15 protein-coding genes and 1 tRNA gene are annotated in these 15,874 nt (G+C 72.1%); 8 read left to right on the plus strand and 8 right to left on the minus strand.

Annotated features, from left to right (window positions below; translation table 11 throughout):
* The first annotated feature begins 172 nt into the window (after nucleotides 1-172).
* Together IEZ06_RS05685 and IEZ06_RS05690 are read left to right on the plus strand one after the other, a co-directional pair.
* Nucleotides 173-1,570 carry a sigma 54-interacting transcriptional regulator gene (locus IEZ06_RS05685; protein ID WP_189235569.1) on the plus strand — a complete coding sequence of 466 codons (1,398 nt, stop codon included), beginning with the start codon at nucleotides 173-175 and terminating at the stop codon, nucleotides 1,568-1,570.
* Between the two features lie 103 nt (nucleotides 1,571-1,673).
* Nucleotides 1,674-3,674: a vWA domain-containing protein gene (locus IEZ06_RS05690; protein ID WP_189235570.1), complete on the plus strand. Its 2,001-nt coding sequence runs from the start codon at nucleotides 1,674-1,676 to the stop codon at nucleotides 3,672-3,674.
* A gap of 102 nt (nucleotides 3,675-3,776) precedes the next feature.
* Here IEZ06_RS05690 and IEZ06_RS05695 read toward each other — a convergent pair whose 3' ends face one another.
* Nucleotides 3,777-4,199 carry a DUF6292 family protein gene (locus tag IEZ06_RS05695; protein WP_189235571.1) on the minus strand — a complete coding sequence of 141 codons (423 nt, stop codon included), beginning with the start codon at nucleotides 4,197-4,199 and terminating at the stop codon, nucleotides 3,777-3,779.
* Between the two features lie 274 nt (nucleotides 4,200-4,473).
* Between IEZ06_RS05695 and IEZ06_RS05700 the strand changes: the two genes are divergently transcribed.
* Complete coding sequence (locus IEZ06_RS05700; RefSeq protein WP_189235572.1) at nucleotides 4,474-4,815, plus strand: hypothetical protein; 342 nt, start codon at nucleotides 4,474-4,476, stop codon at nucleotides 4,813-4,815.
* A 10-nt stretch (nucleotides 4,816-4,825) separates the two neighbouring features.
* Nucleotides 4,826-5,245, plus strand: a complete 420-nt coding sequence (locus IEZ06_RS05705) for a hypothetical protein (RefSeq protein ID WP_189235573.1) — start codon at nucleotides 4,826-4,828, stop codon at nucleotides 5,243-5,245.
* Between the two features lie 19 nt (nucleotides 5,246-5,264).
* Here the strand turns inward: IEZ06_RS05705 and IEZ06_RS05710 are convergent, their stop codons facing one another.
* Both IEZ06_RS05710 and IEZ06_RS05715 read right to left on the minus strand, forming a co-directional pair.
* Nucleotides 5,265-6,404, minus strand: a complete 1,140-nt coding sequence (locus IEZ06_RS05710) for a cystathionine gamma-synthase (RefSeq protein ID WP_189235574.1) — start codon at nucleotides 6,402-6,404, stop codon at nucleotides 5,265-5,267.
* A 244-nt stretch (nucleotides 6,405-6,648) separates the two neighbouring features.
* The gene (locus IEZ06_RS05715; RefSeq protein ID WP_189235575.1) at nucleotides 6,649-6,894 is read right to left on the minus strand and encodes a hypothetical protein; all 246 of its coding nucleotides are present in this window, start codon (nucleotides 6,892-6,894) and stop codon (nucleotides 6,649-6,651) included.
* 138 nt (nucleotides 6,895-7,032) lie between these two features.
* Between IEZ06_RS05715 and IEZ06_RS05720 the strand changes: the two genes are divergently transcribed.
* Nucleotides 7,033-8,178 (plus strand): sensor histidine kinase, encoded by a 1,146-nt coding sequence (locus IEZ06_RS05720; RefSeq protein ID WP_189235576.1) that lies wholly within the window; start codon nucleotides 7,033-7,035, stop codon nucleotides 8,176-8,178.
* Nucleotides 8,179-8,231: 53 nt separating this feature from the next.
* On the opposite strand, the gene IEZ06_RS05725 is transcribed toward IEZ06_RS05720, so the two are convergent.
* Nucleotides 8,232-9,602 carry a cystathionine beta-synthase gene (locus IEZ06_RS05725; RefSeq protein ID WP_189235577.1) on the minus strand — a complete coding sequence of 457 codons (1,371 nt, stop codon included), beginning with the start codon at nucleotides 9,600-9,602 and terminating at the stop codon, nucleotides 8,232-8,234.
* A 190-nt stretch (nucleotides 9,603-9,792) separates the two neighbouring features.
* On the opposite strand from IEZ06_RS05725, the gene IEZ06_RS05730 reads away from it, so the two are divergent.
* The 3 genes from IEZ06_RS05730 to IEZ06_RS05740 all read left to right on the plus strand — a co-directional run bounded on the left by IEZ06_RS05730 (nucleotide 9,793) and on the right by IEZ06_RS05740 (nucleotide 13,783).
* Entirely contained in the window at nucleotides 9,793-10,767 is a 975-nt protein-coding gene (locus IEZ06_RS05730; RefSeq protein WP_229797809.1) for an SGNH/GDSL hydrolase family protein, read from the plus strand.
* Between the two features lie 51 nt (nucleotides 10,768-10,818).
* The gene (locus IEZ06_RS05735) at nucleotides 10,819-12,168 is read left to right on the plus strand and encodes a PQQ-binding-like beta-propeller repeat protein (protein ID WP_189235578.1); all 1,350 of its coding nucleotides are present in this window, start codon (nucleotides 10,819-10,821) and stop codon (nucleotides 12,166-12,168) included.
* Between the two features lie 394 nt (nucleotides 12,169-12,562).
* Nucleotides 12,563-13,783, plus strand: a complete 1,221-nt coding sequence (locus tag IEZ06_RS05740) for an acetyl-CoA C-acetyltransferase (RefSeq protein ID WP_189235579.1) — start codon at nucleotides 12,563-12,565, stop codon at nucleotides 13,781-13,783.
* 17 nt (nucleotides 13,784-13,800) lie between these two features.
* Here the strand turns inward: IEZ06_RS05740 and IEZ06_RS05745 are convergent, their stop codons facing one another.
* From IEZ06_RS05745 to IEZ06_RS05760, 4 genes are all read right to left on the minus strand, one after another.
* Nucleotides 13,801-14,211 (minus strand): PPOX class F420-dependent oxidoreductase, encoded by a 411-nt coding sequence (locus tag IEZ06_RS05745; protein WP_189235580.1) that lies wholly within the window; start codon nucleotides 14,209-14,211, stop codon nucleotides 13,801-13,803.
* A gap of 69 nt (nucleotides 14,212-14,280) precedes the next feature.
* Complete coding sequence (locus IEZ06_RS05750) at nucleotides 14,281-14,505, minus strand: DUF4287 domain-containing protein (RefSeq protein ID WP_068901464.1); 225 nt, start codon at nucleotides 14,503-14,505, stop codon at nucleotides 14,281-14,283.
* 207 nt (nucleotides 14,506-14,712) lie between these two features.
* Complete coding sequence (locus tag IEZ06_RS05755) at nucleotides 14,713-15,495, minus strand: Bax inhibitor-1/YccA family protein (RefSeq protein WP_189235581.1); 783 nt, start codon at nucleotides 15,493-15,495, stop codon at nucleotides 14,713-14,715.
* Between the two features lie 219 nt (nucleotides 15,496-15,714).
* Nucleotides 15,715-15,787, minus strand: a tRNA-Leu gene (locus IEZ06_RS05760).
* Nucleotides 15,788-15,874: the final 87 nt, after the last annotated feature.

Below are 15,874 nucleotides of genomic sequence, written 5' to 3' on the forward strand. Positions count from 1 at the left end.
TCTCGTGTGCGAAGCCTTCCCGCCCGGAGTCGTCTCCGGACCGCCCCGGCTTCCCTGGAGCGATTCTCCCCACTGGGAGGGCAGGCACGCGCGTCCGCAGCCAGGCAATGCCGGAGACTCGCAATCAGGATGAGACTGCCGGTTTCGGCTCAGGAGACGTAGTCTCGGTCCCGTGCCTCACATTCCAGAGCCACGGACTCTGCGCGAGCTTCGCGAGAGCGGCCATATCCATCGCACGGTGAAGGCGGAGATCCGCGAGAACCTCCTGGCCCGGCTCCGGTCCGGCGAGACGCGGTTCCCCGGCATCGTGGGCTTCGACGACACGGTCCTGCCCCACCTGGAGCGGGCCCTGCTCGCCGGTCACGACCTGGTCCTGCTCGGTGAGCGCGGCCAGGGCAAGACCCGGCTCATCCGCACCGTCACCGGACTGCTCGACGAGTGGACCCCGGTCGTCGACGGCTGCGAGATCAACGACCACCCCTACGCGCCCTCCTGCGTCCGCTGCCGCCGCCTGGCGGAGTCCGAGGGCGAGGAGCTCGCGGTCTCCTGGCGGCACCGCGACGAGCGCTACGGCGAGAAGCTCGCCACCCCCGACACCTCCGTCGGCGACCTCATCGGCGACGTCGACCCCGTCAGGATCGCCGAAGGGCGCACGCTCGGCGATCCGGAGACCGTGCACTACGGCCTGGTGCCGCGGAGCAACCGGGGCGTCTTCTCCGTCAACGAGCTGCCCGACCTGGCCGAGCGGATCCAGGTGTCGCTGCTCAACGTGCTGGAGGAGCGCGACATCCAGGTCCGGGGATACAACCTCCGCCTCCCCCTGGACATCCTGCTGATCGCCAGCGCCAACCCCGAGGACTACACCAACCGCGGCCGGATCATCACCCCGCTGAAGGACCGCTTCGGCGCGGAGATCCGCACCCACTACCCGTCCTCCGTCGAGGACGAGCTGGTGCTCATCCGGCAGGAGGCGGCGCTCGACCACGTGGGGGCCGACCTCCCCGACCACCTGGTCGAGGTGATCGCCCGCTTCACCCGGCTGGTCCGCGAGTCCACCGCGGTGGACTCGCGTTCCGGGGTCTCGGCCCGCTTCTCCATCGCCGCCGCCGAGACCGCCGCCGCCTCCGCGCTGCGGCGGGCCGCGCTGACCGGCGAGGAGCGCGCGGTGGCCCGGGTCGCCGACCTGCCGGACATCGTGCACACCCTCCGGGGCAAGGTGGAGTTCGAGGTCAGCGAGGAGGGCCGGGAGACCGAGGTCCTCACGCACCTGCTCCGCCGGGCCGTCGCCGAGACGTTCCGCGGCACGCTCGGCGGCGCGGACCTGTCGGCGCTGCTGGAGCGCTTCTCCGAGGGCGTGCAGGTGGAGTCCGGTCCCCTGGTGCCCGCCGCCGAGCTGCTGCAGCGGATCGGCCCGGTGAACGGCCTGGCCAGGATCATGTCCCGGCTGGGCATCGGCGACGAGTCCCCCGGCCACGCCGCGGCCGCCCTGGAGTTCGCCCTGGAGGGCCTCTACCTCCTGCGCCGGCTGTCCAAGGACGAGGTGGACGGCACCACGGTCTACCGCACCTAGTGGTGCCCGTGCCGCACTCCAGGAAGACCGAGGAGACCGCCATGCCCGACCGCTCCGCGCTCTGCGCCCCGCCCTCACCGCGCCGCCGGGCCGGGGGCGGGCGATGAGCTACCGCTACGGCGAATACCGGGACGGGCCCGACCCGCTCGCCCCGCCGTACGACGTGCGCGCCGCGCTGGACCAGATGGGCGACGCCATCCTGTCCGGCTCCAACCCCGGCCACGCCCTGCGCGACCTGCTCAAGCAGGGCCTGCCCGGCGCGGAGAACCGGCGCGGCCTGGACGACCTGCTCCGGGAGGTGCGCCGGCGCCGACGCGAGCTGCGCGAGCGCGGGCGGCTGGACGGGACGCTGGAGCGGGCCAGGGCGCTGCTGGACAAGGCGATCGGCCAGGAGCGGGCGGAGCTCATGGGGGGTTCCGGGGGCCCTCCCCCGGGTGGGCGCGGTACGGAACCGTCCGACGACGAGACGCGGCTGCGTCTGTCGGTGCTGGACGGCGTGCCGGACGACCCGGCGGGCGCGATCCAGTCGCTGGGCGCCTACGACTGGCGCTCCGCCGCGGCCCGGCGGACCTTCGAGGAGCTGCGCGACCTGCTCCGCAGGGAGGTGCTCGACAGCCAGTTCCGGGGCATGCGGCAGGCGCTGGCCGATCCCGACCCGGCCGCGCTGGAGCGGGTCCGCGAGATGATGACCGCGCTGAACGACATGCTCGACCGGGACGCGCGGGGTGAGCACACCCAGAGCGACTTCGACGACTTCATGTCGAAATATGGGGACATGTTTCCCGAGTCGCCGCGCAACCTGGAGGAGCTGGTCGACGCCCTCGCCCGCCGGGCCGCCGCGACCCAGCGCCTGCTGGCCTCGCTCACCCCGGCCCAGCGGGAGGAGCTCGCGGCCCTGATGAACCAGGCCCTGGAGCAGGCCGGGCTGGCCGACCAGATGCGCCGCCTGGGCGAGTCGCTCCGGTCCCGCCGTCCCGACCTGGCCTGGAACACCCCGGAGCGGCTCGGCGGCGACGAGCCGCTGGGCATGGCCGACGCGGTGACCGCGCTGGACGAGCTCGCCGACCTGACCCAGCTGGAGGCCGCGCTCCGCCAGGACTACCCCGGCGCCCGGCTGGACGACGTCGACGAGGCCGCGATCCGGCGCGCGCTCGGCCGTTCGGCGGTCGACGACCTGCGGGCGCTCCGGCAGATCGAGCGCGAGCTGGAGCAGCAGGGCTACCTGCAACGCCGGCGCGGCCGGCTGGAGCTCACCCCCAAGGCCGTCCGCCGCCTCGGCGAGACCGCCCTGCGCCGCGTCTTCGCCTCCCTGGAGTCGGGCCGCCGCGGCGACCACGACCAGGTCGACGCGGGCGCGGCCGGAGAGCTCACCGGCTCCACCCGGCCCTGGCGGTTCGGCGACGAGCAGCCCATCGACGTGGTCCGCACGGTCGTCAACGCCGTACGGCGCGGCGGGGGCCGCAGCGCGGATCACAGAGGCGCCGTGGCCCTGTCGGTGGACGACTTCGAGGTGGCCGAGACCGAGCGGCGCACCGCGGCGGCCGTCTGCCTGCTGGTGGACCTGTCCTACTCCATGGCCCTGCGCGGCACCTGGGCGGCCGCCAAGCAGACCGCGATGGCCCTGCAGGCGCTGGTCAGCTCCAAGTTCCCGCAGGACTCGGTGCAGATCGTCGGTTTCTCCAACTACGCCAGGGTCCTGCAGCCCGACGAGCTGGCCGGCCTGGAGTGGGACATGGTCCAGGGCACCAACCTGCACCACGCCCTGCTGATCGCGGGCCGCCACCTGGACCGCCATCCCGACTTCGAACCGGTCGTGCTCGTGGTCACCGACGGCGAGCCCACCTCGCACCTGCGCCGGAACGGCACCTACGCCTTCGAGTGGCCGCCCACCCGCGAGACCCTGGAGCTGACGCTCGCCGAGGTCGACAAGATGACGCGGCGCCGGGCGACGCTCAACGTGTTCATGCTGGCCGAGGACGAGCGGCTGAAGGAGTTCGTGGACGAGGTCGCCCGCCGCAACGGCGGCCGGGTCTTCTCCCCCAGCGCGGACCGCCTGGGCGAGTACGTCGTCAGCGACTTCCTGCGCACCCGCCGCGCCCGGTAGCGGCGCGCGGCCGGTAGCGGCGCGCGGCCGGCCTCGGGAGGCCGCGCGCAGCCGCGTCCCCGCGGGCCGGCCGGACCCGGTGTCTGCGTCCGGGGCGGCCGGTCAGGCTCCGGCGAAGGCCGCGTAGTGGTCCAGCGCGAGGTCGAAGCCGTCGCGGTGGTGCCGGTAGGAGCGGTAGCAGGGACGCCAGGCCGTACTGTTGCCCACGCCCGCCCTGGCCTCGGCCACCGCGGCCGGGACCCGCTCGGGACGGAGCAGCAGCCCTCCGCCGAGATAGCGGAACTCCGCCAGGACCGTGCAGGAGCCGGGCCCGCCGGAGACGAACCGGCCCCAGCGCCAGCCGCTCTCCTCGTCCCAGACCAGCGCGTCCCCTCCGGTCAGCCGGATCGTCCCGGCGCGCGGGTCGCACGGGCCCTCCCACCACGCCTCGGCCTGCGCGCCCAGCGCCTCGGCGACCAGCCGAAGATAGGAGACGGGCTGGTGACGCCATTCGTCGGTGTACGGCTCGACATGTCTTACAGCCACGGCGGGCACTCCCTTGTGCCTTGTGCACGATCTCGATTTCGACGCCCGCCCGGACACGGCCCCGGCTTGACCGCCGGCGGCCCTCACGCGGGAACGGGCTCCGGGGTGATCCTACTCACTCCACCGGTGTGCTCAGGGCGGGAACGGGAGGATCCGCCCCCGCCGCGGGCCCGGCTCCCGGCCCCGGGCGGCGGATGCGCCGACACCCGCCCGAGGTGCCTTGAAACGCGGTGCCATCCGGGAAAGGCTGGGCTTGTCTTCCCGGGAGGCGCGCATGTGGATCGTGGTCGCGGTGGTCTGCGGCGTCCTGCTCGCCGCCGTTCTCGCCGTCCTCGTCCTCGTCGCGGTCAGCGTCCGCACCGAGGACGGCCGCGCCTCGATCACCGGCCGCGCACCGGGCGCCGCGGCGGCGGGCACCCGGCGGCTGCTCGGCATGCGGGTGGACCACGGCGACTGCCGGGCGCACCCGCGGGACGCCTGCCCGCTCTGCCACCGCCTCCTGCAGGAGGAGACCGGGCGACCGGACGGACGTCCCCCGCCCGGCCGGGAGGAGTACGGCGCGCCCGGACCTCGGAGGCCGCCCGAGCCACGCCCCGACGAGATCACCGGAGGTTAATGTCGGGCGTATGACTCTGCTGCTCTGGCTGCACATCGGTTTCGCGGTCTTCACCCTGGGACCGGTCACCGCCGCGACCATGTCCACGCCCCGGTTCATCCGCGCCCGGAACGTCGACGTCCTGCGCTACCTGCACAGGACGACGCGCGTCTACGCAGTCGCCACCGTCGGCGTCTTCCTGTTCGGCGTCCTGTACGGCCTGGACTATCTCGGCAGGCCGTACCTGACGGTCTCCATGACCTTGTTCATCGTCGCCGCCGTGCTCCTGGCGTTCGTGGAACGGGACCAGCGCGCCGCCCTGCGGGCCCTGACCAGCGAGGACCCGCAGGACGACGCCAAGGTGCAGACCGGCCGGATCGCCATGCTCTCCGGCCTGATCACCCTGATCTGGATGGTCGTCCTCGTGCTGATGGTCTGGGGCAACCCCTGACCCCTGCGGTGGGCGGCGGCTAGCCGAGGGCCTGGGTGAGGTCGGCGAGCAGGTCGTCGACCGTCTCGATGCCGACCGAGAGGCGGACCAGGTCGCCGGGGACCTCCAGCGGCGAGCCCGCGGCGGAGGCGTGGGTCATCCGGCCCGGGTGCTCGATCAACGACTCCACGCCGCCCAGCGACTCGCCCAGGGTGAACAGCCTGGCCCGGTTGCAGACCTCGACCGCCTCCGCCTCGCCGCCGGCGACGCGGAAGGAGATCATGCCGCCGAAGCGCCTCATCTGCTTGGCCGCCACCTCGTGGCCGGGGTGCTCGGGCAGGCCCGGGTAGAGCACCGAGGTCACCCGCGGGTGCGCCAGCAGGAGGTCCACCACCCGCTCGGCGTTGTCGCAGTGGCGGTCCATCCGCACCGCGAGCGTCTTGAGGCCGCGCAGCGTCAGCCACGCGTCGAACGGCCCGGCCACCGCGCCCATGGCGTTCTGGTGGTAGGCCAGCCGCTCGCCCAGCTCGGCGTCCCGCGCGACCAGCGCGCCGCCGACCACGTCGGAGTGGCCGCCGACGTATTTGGTGGTGGAGTGCACCACGACGTCCGCGCCCAGCGCCAGCGGCTGCTGGAGGTACGGCGAGGCGAAGGTGTTGTCCACCACCAGCAGCGCGCCGCAGTCGTGCGCCAGCTGCGCCAGGGCGGCGATGTCGGCGATGCCGAGCAGCGGGTTGGTGGGCGTCTCCACCCAGATGACGCGGGTCTTCTGGGTGATGGCGGCGGCCACCGCGGCCAGGTCGCCCAGCGGCACCGGGTCGTAGTGCAGCCCCCAGTTCTCGTGGACCTTCGCGAACAGGCGGTAGGTGCCGCCGTAGGCGTCGTTCGGGATGATCACGTGGTCGCCGGGCCTGCAGACCGTGCGGAGCAGGGTGTCCTCGGCCGCCAGGCCGGAGGCGAAGGCCAGGCCGCGGACGCCGCCCTCGACGGCGGCGATCGCCTCCTCCAGCGCGGTCCTGGTCGGGTTGGCCGACCTGCTGTACTCGTATCCGGAGCGCAGTCCCCCCACGCCGTCCTGCTTGTAGGTGGACACCGCGTAGATGGGCGGCACGACGGCCCCGGTCTGGGGGTCGGCCTCCTGGCCGGCGTGGATGGCCAGGGTCTCGAATCCTTCACTCATACGGGCCACGCTACTCCGCCCCGCGGCCGGGAGGACCCGGCCCGGCCCGGCCCGCGGACCCGTCACCAGGCCCGCGCCCGCCGTACCGCGGGGAACCCGGCTCGCGGACGCGCCCGCCGCGGCCGGGGAAGCGCGAGCCGGCCCGCGCCCCGCCCCCCTGGAGTTCCAGAGGCGGGACGCGGGCCGGCGGTCTCCGGGCGGCGGTCCCCCGACCGCCGTGCTCCCCGGAGCGTCAGGTGGTCTGCTACGCGGCCTGCGGCTCGCGGTCGTCCGGGCGCCTCGGCCTGAACGGCACCACTTCGGCGCCCTCGGCGGCGGTCCCGGCCGTGGTCCCGGCGACGGCGGCGATCGGCGGCGCCTGGACGTGCCGACCGCTCGCCCCCTCGGCGGGCTCCCCGTTGATGCGCGAGAGCAGGACGGGATCGGCGAGCGCCAGACACAACGCGACGACGAATCCGACGGCCAGCAACACGATCCCGATGACGGTCATTTCCCTCTCCCCTTCGACGCTTCAAGCATGCGCCGGGGAACCAGGGCCCCGCCTCCGCTGAAGGGCCGGTCCTGCGGGAGGGCATTCGGCCGAACGGCCGATATGTCATGTCAACCATCCGGATTAGGCTCGTCGCCCGTGGGGGAATCGCATCGCGTTGTCTACTGGATCCGGCGGCTCAGCGAGATCGCCCTGCTCTGCTGGCTCGGGCTGCTGCTCCTGCTGGACCTCGGGATAGCGGTGGCGGGGAACAGCCCCGGGCATCTGCTCTCCTTCGGCTGCGGCGCCTACGGGATCTACGCGGTGTGGCGCCGCCGCCGGAGCCGCGTCCGGCCCTACGCGATCCTGCTGGGACTGTCGTTCGCCGCCACCGTCGCCGCCGCGATGATCCAGGGCGGCCACCCCGGCCCCGGTCTCGCCGAGACCGGGGCGCTGCTCGTCCTCACCGTCGGCGGGCTGCGCTGGATCGAGCCGGTCAAGAACGCGGCGATCTTCGCCGTGGTGGCGATGCTCATGCTGGAGTCCTCCGCCGGCCGGATCGGTGAGTCCGAACCCTCCCTGGCCCTGGGCTTCCTCCTCTTCTTCGCCTGGTCCATGGCCGCCGGCGTCGGCGCCTACCTCCGCTTCCAGATGGAGCGCCGCCGCGAGGCCGTGCACTCGGTACGGCGGGCCGAGCGCCTGGAGCTCGCCCGCGAGCTGCACGACCTGGTCGCCCACCACATCACCGGGATCGTGGTCCAGGCGCAGGCGGCCAAGGTCGTCGCCGAGGCGAAGCCGGAGGCGGTGGCCCCCGCGCTCGACGCGATCGCGAACGCCGGGGCCGACGCGCTGACCTCGATGCGCCGCCTGGTCGGCGTCCTGCGGGCGGACGAGGCCGCGCGCACCCCCGGCACGCGCCTGGCGGACATGCGCGTGCTCGTGGAGCGGTTCTCGGCCCACGGAGGGCCCAGGGTGGCCTTCGAGGTCGGCCAGGACATCACCGACGACGCCCTGCCGCCGGAGGTGCTGACCACCCTCCACCGCGTGCTGCAGGAATCCCTCACGAACGTCCGCCGCCACGCCCCCGGCACCGGCTGGGTGGAGGCCGACCTGCGCCGGGCGGACCGGTGCGTACGGCTGCGCGTGCGCAACTACGCCTCGGCCTCCGACGTCAGGGTCTCCCGCCTCGGCGGCGGCTTCGGCCTGGTCGGCATGGCCGAGCGCGTCGAGGCGCTCGGCGGCCGTCTCTACGCGGGCCCCACCCCCGAGGGCGCCTGGGAGGTGTTCGCCGAGTTTCCGCTCTGACGGCGGCGCTGCGCGCGCTCCTCAGTCCAGACGGCGGAGCCCCCTCGCGGGGGCTAGTGGGTGACCAGGAAGGCCAGCAGGTCCTGGCGGGTGAGCAGGCCGACGGGCTTGCCGTCGTCGAGGACCACGGCGGCGTCGGCCTTCTCCAGGGCCTCGACCGCGTGCGAGACGGGCTCGCCTGCGCCGATCATGGGCAGCGGCGGGGACATGTGCCCGGCCAGCGGCTCGTCCGGGCGGAGCCGTCCCCGGTAGAGGGCGTCCAGCAGATCGCGCTCCACGATCGAGCCGACCACCTCGGCGGCCATGACCGGCGGCTCCTCCTTCATCACCGGGAGCTGCGAGACGCCGTACTCCCGCATGATGGCGATGGCGGTGTCCACCGACTCGTGCGGGTGCGTGTGCACGAACTCCGGCAGGCCGGTGCCCTTGCGGACCAGCACGTCCCGCACCAGGCCCTCCTCGGAGGAGGTGGTCAGGAAGCCGTAGTCGGCCATCCAGTCGTCGTTGAAGATCTTGGACAGGTAGCCGCGGCCGCCGTCGGGCAGCAGCACCACGACCACGTCGTCCGGCCCGGCCTGCTGCGCCACGCGCAGCGCCGCCACCGTGGCCATGCCGCAGGAGCCGCCCACCAGCAGGGCCTCCTCGCGGGCCAGGCGGCGGGTCATGCCGAAGGAGTCCTTGTCGGAGACCGCGATGATCTCGTCGCAGACCGTGGTGTCGTAGGTGGCCGGCCAGATGTCCTCGCCGACGCCCTCCACGAGGTACGGCCGGCCGGTGCCGCCGGAGTAGACCGAGCCCTCGGGGTCCGCTCCGATGATCTTCACGCGGCCGCCGGAGACCTCCTTGAGGTAGCGGCCGGTGCCGCTGATCGTGCCGCCCGTGCCGACGCCCGCCACGAAGTGGGTGATCCGCCCCTCGGTCTGCTCCCAGATCTCCGGGCCGGTGGTGTGGTAGTGGCTCTCGGGGTTCTGCGGGTTGGAGTACTGGTCGGGCTTCCAGGCGTTGGGCACCTCCCTGGCCAGCCGGTCGGAGACCGAGTAGTAGGAGTCGGGGTGGTCGGGCGAGACCGCGGTCGGGCAGACGACGACCTCGGCCCCGTAGGCCCGGAGCACGGCGATCTTGTCCTGGGCGACCTTGTCCGGCACCACGAACAGGCACCTGTAGCCGCGCTGCTGGGCCACGATGGCCAGGCCGACGCCGGTGTTGCCCGAGGTGGGCTCCACGATCGTGCCGCCCGGGCGGAGCGCGCCCGACTTCTCCGCGGCGTCGATCATGCGCACCGCGATGCGGTCCTTCACCGAGCCGCCGGGGTTGAAGTACTCGACCTTGGCGAGCACCTGGGCCGGCAGGCCCGCGGTCACCTTGTGCAGCCTGACGAGCGGGGTGTCGCCCATCAGCTCCACCAGCGAGTCATGTACGCGCATCGCGTTGATCACCTCGAAATACCGAAGCTTTGTCAGCTTGTTCTGTCGGATGCCAAGATCCCAGGGGGTGACCGGGACTCGGCTAGTTTCACCTCAAACGCTACCGTCGCATCGCGACGCACAGTGTCGCCACGGGTACGACGAAGTCACCGGTCACCTGGAGCACCATGGCGGAGGAGGGCGCGGACACGTGAGCTGGACACCCGGAGCGGCCCGGGCCGCGCGGCGCATCGCGGCCGCGGCGGCCGTGGGAGGGGGCGGCCTGACCCTGCTCGGTGCGGCCACCTACGGGATCCTGTTCGCCGAGGGCGTGCTGGCCCGGCGGATCGTCGGCCGCCCCCACGGCATGGAGGGGCCGCCCTCGGACGGGGTCTACGGCGAGTTCGGCGGCGAGCCGATCCGGATGGCCATGCTCGGTGACTCCACCTCGGTCGGCCTGGGCATGACCGATCCCGCCGACACCCCCGGCGTGCTCATCGCGTGCGGCGTGGCCGCCGTCGCCGAGCGGCCGGTGCGGCTCACCGTGGCCGGCGTGTCGGGGGCCGCCTCCGCCGACCTCGACGAGCAGGTGGACCGGGCGCTGGAGGCGCGCCCGGAGGTCGCGGTCGTCTTCGTCGGGGCCAACGACGTCACCACGCAGACCTTCCCCGCGCAGGCCGTACGGCATCTGCAGAAGGCGGTGCGGCGGCTGCGCGAGGCGGGGGCCGAGGTGGTCGTGGGCACCTGCCCGGACCTGGGCACGGTCCGGCCGCTCCCGCAGCCGCTGCGCTGGGTGACCAGGCGCTGGAGCCGGCAGCTCGCCGCCGCGCAGACTGTCGCGGTCATCGAGGCGGGTGGGCGGACGGTGGCCTTCGCCGACCTCCTGGGGGAAGAGTTCGAGACAAACCCCCACGAAATGTTCGGACCCGACCGTTACCATCCATCTCGCCGAGGCTACATGCAAGTCGCTTACGCGGTGCTACCTTCTGTTTGCACTGCGTTGGAGCTGTGGCCCGAGCCGCAGCCCGTGCGCGGTCAGTCGGTTTACCTTGCGGCGGCTAAGGCCGCGGAGGAGCCCGGCGCCGAGGTGTCCGCGACCCGGGTCGCCGGCCGAGCCACGGGTCCCCACGGACGATGGGTGACCCTGCTCCGCCGGAGGTCCGAGCCGCTGCCTCACGACGCCTGAGCCCGGTCACCCTCCGCGGCGATGTCGTGACGCCTCGCCCCTTTGGAGTGGATGCCCGTGATCCGGTCTCACGCGAAACCAGCAATGGTGCTCGCCGGAGCCCTGGCCCTGGCCGGCTGCTCCGGCAGCGAAGCGGCCACCCCCGACTACCCACGCTGGCACAACACCGAGGTGAACGCGGTCAGCCGTACCACCACCGCCGGCGGCGTCGCCACGACGACGTCGCTCAGGCCCGACGGCACGCTGGAGACGGTCGCCCTCGACCTCGAGTCCGGCAAACGGCTGTGGTCCGCCCCCGCGGTCATGGCGGGCCGGCTGCCCGGGATGGGGATCCCCGCTCCGGCGATCATCGAGACGGGCCGGGACCAGACCGTCGTCGTCACCGTCGACCCGTCCGCGAAGCGGCGGCGGACCGCCGCGCTCGTCGGCCGCGACGCGAAGACCGGGACCGCGCGGTGGACCCGGCCGGTCCACTCGACCTTCGGACCGCAGAAGTGCGGGATGTTCGTGTGCCTGTCGGAGAACACCGCGCTCTCCACGGCCCGGGTCGTCGTGCTCGACCCGGCCACCGGGAGACCGCGGTGGAAGCTCCCCGGCATCGCGGAGGTGCAGTGGTCCAACGCCTCGCGCGTGGTCTTCCTGCGCCTGGCCCGCAACCCCCTGCTGGAGGCCTACGACCTGCGGACCGGGAAGGTCGTCTGGCAGCAGCCCGTCGAGCAGGCCCTCGGCTCCGGCGTCAACATGTCGGGCGGCTGGTCGTTCGGCTCGACGGCCGAGAACCTCGTCGGCTACGTCGCCCCCTACACCGACCCTAGGACGAAGAAGGTCTCCACCTTCGGGCTCTTCTCCGTGAAGCTCTCCGACGGCTCGGTCAACTGGATCCGCCCCTCGGTCGTGCGCGTGTACCCCAGCGGCAGCCCGGGGTTCGCACCGGTCGTCCGCCCGGTCGACCAGCAGGGCCAGTACGGCGGGTTCGCCCGGCTCGACCCCGAGAGCGGCCGGGTCCTCGGCCAGATCCCGGCGACCGACGTCCCGGGGTCGGGCTGGTGGCTGGCCTTCCCCGCGCGGATGGACCGGATCGGCTTCCTCAAGCACGGCAAGCGCGGGACCGCCTTCGACCTCGCCACCGGCAGGCCGGCCGAGGTCGAGGAGGAGCGCGGCTGGTCCTTCTGCGTCACCGATCCCAAACCCCTCGCGTTGAAGGGTCAGGCCCCCGGGTTCTACTCGGTGGCCTCGCTGTGCGAGTTCGACCTGGCCACCGGGAAGCGGGTGGCCGGCGCGGGCGCTCCGCCCGGCTGGTTCACCGGCAGCCAGAACGGCTGGCGGATCTGGCGCGACGAGAAGGGCGGCCTCCACGGCGTCCAGGACGCCACCGCCACCGCCCCGGGGATGTACGGCTAGCACCCGCCGTCCGCTCATGACTGTGCCCGGGTCCCGCCGAACAGCGGGGCCCTTTGGCATTCCGTAACAAAGTTCTGTTTCTTCCCACCCCGGGTCGTGGCTTCCGGACTACCGCGCGGTAACCTCCGCAGAGGAGCGATTAACGAAGGACCCGCGAGGGGGCTCCGGTGTCTGGACTGAGGAGCGCGCGCAACGAAGTGAGCACGCGACGAGGGAAGACACCGGTTACCGGCCCCCGAGCCGCGACGCGCAGCGTCGCCGTCAACACAGTGAGGGGGCTCCGGTGTCTGGACTGAGGAGCGCGCGCAACGAAGTGAGCACGCGACGAGGGAAGACACCGGTTACCGGCCCCCGAGCCGCGACGCGCAGCGTCGCCATGAGCACAGGAGGCCACATGCCCGAGGCAGTCATCGTCGCGACCGCGCGCTCGCCCATCGGACGCGCCTTCAAGGGATCGCTCAAGGACATCCGTCCTGACGACCTGACGGCGCAAATGATCAAGGCCGCACTGGCCAAGGTCCCCCAGCTCGACCCGAACACCATCGACGACCTGATGCTGGGCTGCGGCCAGCCGGGCGGCGAGCAGGGCTTCAACATGGCCAAGGTGGTCTCCACCCTGCTCGGTCTGGACGGCGTGCCGGGCACCACCGTCAACCGCTACTGCTCGTCCTCGCTGCAGACCACCCGGATGGCCATGCACGCCATCAAGGCGGGCGAGGGCGACATCTTCGTCTCGGCGGGCGTGGAGTGCGTCTCCCGCCTCGTCAAGGGCAGCGCCGACGGCGTGTCCGACACGCAGAACCCGCTCTTCCTCGACGCCCAGACCCGGGGGAAGAAGGCCACCGAGGGCGGGGCCCCCGTCTGGCACGATCCCCGCGAGGACGGCGCGCTGCCCGACATCTACGTCGCGATGGGCCAGACCGCGGAGAACGTGGCCGGCCTCAAGGGCGTCTCCCGGCAGGAGCAGGACGAGTTCGGCGTCCGGTCCCAGAACCTCGCCGAGAAGGCCATCGCCAACGGCTTCTGGGAGCAGGACATCACGCCGGTGACCCTGCCCGACGGCACCGTGGTCAGCAAGGACGACGGCCCCCGCGCCGGCACCACCTACGAGGCCGTCTCCCAGCTCAAGCCGGTGTTCCGCCCCGACGGCACCGTCACGGCGGGCAACTGCTGCCCGCTGAACGACGGCGCCGCCGCCGTGATCGTGATGAGCGACACCAAGGCCGCGGAGCTGGGCATCACCCCGCTCGCCCGCGTCGTCTCCACCGGCGTGAGCGGCCTGTCCCCCGAGATCATGGGCCTGGGCCCGATCGAGGCCAGCAGGCAGGCCCTGGCCCGGGCGGGCATGTCCATCGACGACGTGGACCTCGTGGAGATCAACGAGGCCTTCGCCGCCCAGGTCATCCCCTCCTACAAGGAGCTGGGCATCGACCTCGACCGGCTCAACGTCAACGGAGGCGCCATCGCGGTGGGCCACCCGTTCGGCATGACCGGCGCCCGGATCACCTCCACGCTGATCAACAGCCTCAGGTTCCACGACAGGTCCATCGGCCTGGAGACCATGTGCGTGGGCGGCGGTCAGGGCATGGCCATGGTCCTGGAGCGCCTCAGCTAGCTCCCGCTCCCGAGCCGTCAGCCGTGGACGTCGGGACCGGCGCGGGTGAGGTCGATCCTCACGATCACCCGCCGGTCCCGCTCCATGGCCGCCCGGTAGTCGTCCCAGTCGGGGTGCTCCCCGGAGATGTCCCGGTAGTAGGCCACCAGGAGGTCCATCGCCTCCGGCAGCGGCACGATCTCGGCCGTCCCCTCGATCTGGATCCACTCGCCGAAGAACGCGTCCGTGGTCACGCAGAGCGCCACCCGGGGGTCTCTGCGGAGGTTGCGGACCTTCGCCGCCGTCTCCCGCGTGCTGACGACGGGATTTCCTTCGGAGTCCAGCCCCACGGTGACCGGGGAGAGCTGGGGCCGCCCGTCGGCGTGCCAGGTCAGCATGACCGCTCGGTGGTTGCCCCGGATGAACTCACGTGCTCTGTCGAGATCCATCAGATCATCATCCCCGCGCAGGCGAGGACTCCGCCACCGGTGGCGGCGGAGTCCTCACGAGACGGCGAGTCAGAAGTGGTGACGGCGGTGCCGCTCGTGCTCGTGCACGATGGCGGCGGCGTAGCCGTGGGTCAGTCCGTGCTCTGCGGCGAGCCAGTTGGCGCGCTCGTCGCAGCGAAGGAACGACGGACCGTTGTCGATGGCTTGAAACCACTCGGGGAGTGCGCGTCCCGTGATGTCCGGGACCCTTGCGATCAGCTTGCTGTGCGTCTCCGGTGAGTGGTTCAGCGGCATGGGCACCTCCACGGATAAGGCTCCTTTGCTCGACAGTGCCTCACGACACTACGGATGGCAAGACCTGCGGAGGGTCTTCTGTCACATTTCGTTGATCTCCAGGTGTGTTTCGTTCACAATGTGCCCGTTTTCGCATAGAAAAACCCCACCGGAGCGATCCGGTGGGGTTTGTCCGCTTACCTGAGTGTCTGGCTACCGGGTGTCCGGTCAGTCGCTGCTGCTGAAGTAGCTCAGCAGGCGCAGGATCTCCAGGTAGATCCAGACCAGCGTCATCGTCAGGCCGAAGGCCATCAGCCAGGAGTACTTCGCCGGGGCGCCCATCCGGACGCCCTGCTCGACCTGGTCGAAGTCGAGCAGCAGGAAGAAGCAGCCGATCAGGATCGCCGCGATGCTGACGAGGTAGCCGATCGGGCCCGCCTCGCGCAGGCCGAGGCCGCCCTCGACGAAGAAGCCCGCGACCCAGTTGACCAGCAGCGCGGCCATCAGGCCGAGCGCCGCCGCCACGACGAACTTGGTGAACTTCGGCGTCACCCGGACGATACGCAGGGAGTAGACGGTCAGCATGCCGCCGAAGGCCATGGCTGTACCGAGGACCGCCTGGATGACGATGCCGGGGTAGATGCTCTCCATCATGTGGCTGATCACGCCGACCGCGACGCCGTAGGCGACCGCGTAGCCGAGGATCAGCACCGGGTTGGTGCTCTGCTTGAACGAGATCACCAGCGCCAGCACCAGGCCGACGAGCACGCCGACCATCGCCGCGCCCCAGCCCAGGTTGAGCGCCCAGGCCGCGGCGGCCGAGACGACGAGCGTGCCCAGGGTGATGAAGCCCCGCACGACCACGTCGTCGATCGTCATGGCCCGCTGCGCGGGCGGTGCGTACGACGGGGTGTCGTACATGCCCTGAAGCTGCTCAGGGGTCGGGGTCGGCCCGCCCCAGGCCTGCTGGCCATGGGGCTGCCGCTTGAATACGGGGTTCTTGCTCTCCATCGCTGCCTCCACGCTGCGACCTACACGATCAGCGTATTCGATCGTTCGTCACACAGCCGTATCGTGCTGATATCCATCGTGCGCGATCGGCCGTACGGCTACCGCCGTCTTCTCCAACGACCGGCTCCTCTTCTGAGTTCCCGGTTTCCGCCATGACCTCACGACATCCTGCGACGGGACGCCGCTCCGCCGGCGGGATTCGCAGCCGGGCCGCGTGAGTGCCCCCGGCGGGATTCGAACCCGCACCTCGACCCTTTTAAGGGGTATGCCTCTGCCATTGGGCTACGGGGGCGCCGCAATCATACGTAACGGACCACTCGGGCGTAACCGCTCGCGCCATCTGCCCCACGATTACCCGGTCCGTCCGACGGACCGGGTC

The organism is Planomonospora antibiotica (assembly GCF_014647955.1).
Lineage (GTDB): Bacteria > Actinomycetota > Actinomycetes > Streptosporangiales > Streptosporangiaceae > Planomonospora > Planomonospora parontospora.

Bases quoted from the DNA above. Each gene is read 5' to 3' on its own strand.
- IEZ06_RS05690 (WP_189235570.1), top strand. From the start codon at position 1,674: ATGAGCTACCGCTACGGCGAATACCGGGACGGGCCCGACCCGCTCGCC.
- IEZ06_RS05700 (WP_189235572.1), top strand. From the start codon at position 4,474: ATGTGGATCGTGGTCGCGGTGGTCTGCGGCGTCCTGCTCGCCGCCGTT.
- IEZ06_RS05705 (WP_189235573.1), top strand. From the start codon at position 4,826: ATGACTCTGCTGCTCTGGCTGCACATCGGTTTCGCGGTCTTCACCCTG.
- IEZ06_RS05710 (WP_189235574.1), bottom strand. From the start codon at position 6,404: ATGAGTGAAGGATTCGAGACCCTGGCCATCCACGCCGGCCAGGAGGCC.
- IEZ06_RS05715 (WP_189235575.1), bottom strand. From the start codon at position 6,894: ATGACCGTCATCGGGATCGTGTTGCTGGCCGTCGGATTCGTCGTCGCG.
- IEZ06_RS05725 (WP_189235577.1), bottom strand. From the start codon at position 9,602: ATGCGCGTACATGACTCGCTGGTGGAGCTGATGGGCGACACCCCGCTC.
- IEZ06_RS05735 (WP_189235578.1), top strand. From the start codon at position 10,819: ATGCCCGTGATCCGGTCTCACGCGAAACCAGCAATGGTGCTCGCCGGA.
- IEZ06_RS05740 (WP_189235579.1), top strand. From the start codon at position 12,563: ATGCCCGAGGCAGTCATCGTCGCGACCGCGCGCTCGCCCATCGGACGC.
- IEZ06_RS05745 (WP_189235580.1), bottom strand. From the start codon at position 14,211: ATGGATCTCGACAGAGCACGTGAGTTCATCCGGGGCAACCACCGAGCG.
- IEZ06_RS05750 (WP_068901464.1), bottom strand. From the start codon at position 14,505: ATGCCGCTGAACCACTCACCGGAGACGCACAGCAAGCTGATCGCAAGG.
- IEZ06_RS05755 (WP_189235581.1), bottom strand. From the start codon at position 15,495: ATGGAGAGCAAGAACCCCGTATTCAAGCGGCAGCCCCATGGCCAGCAG.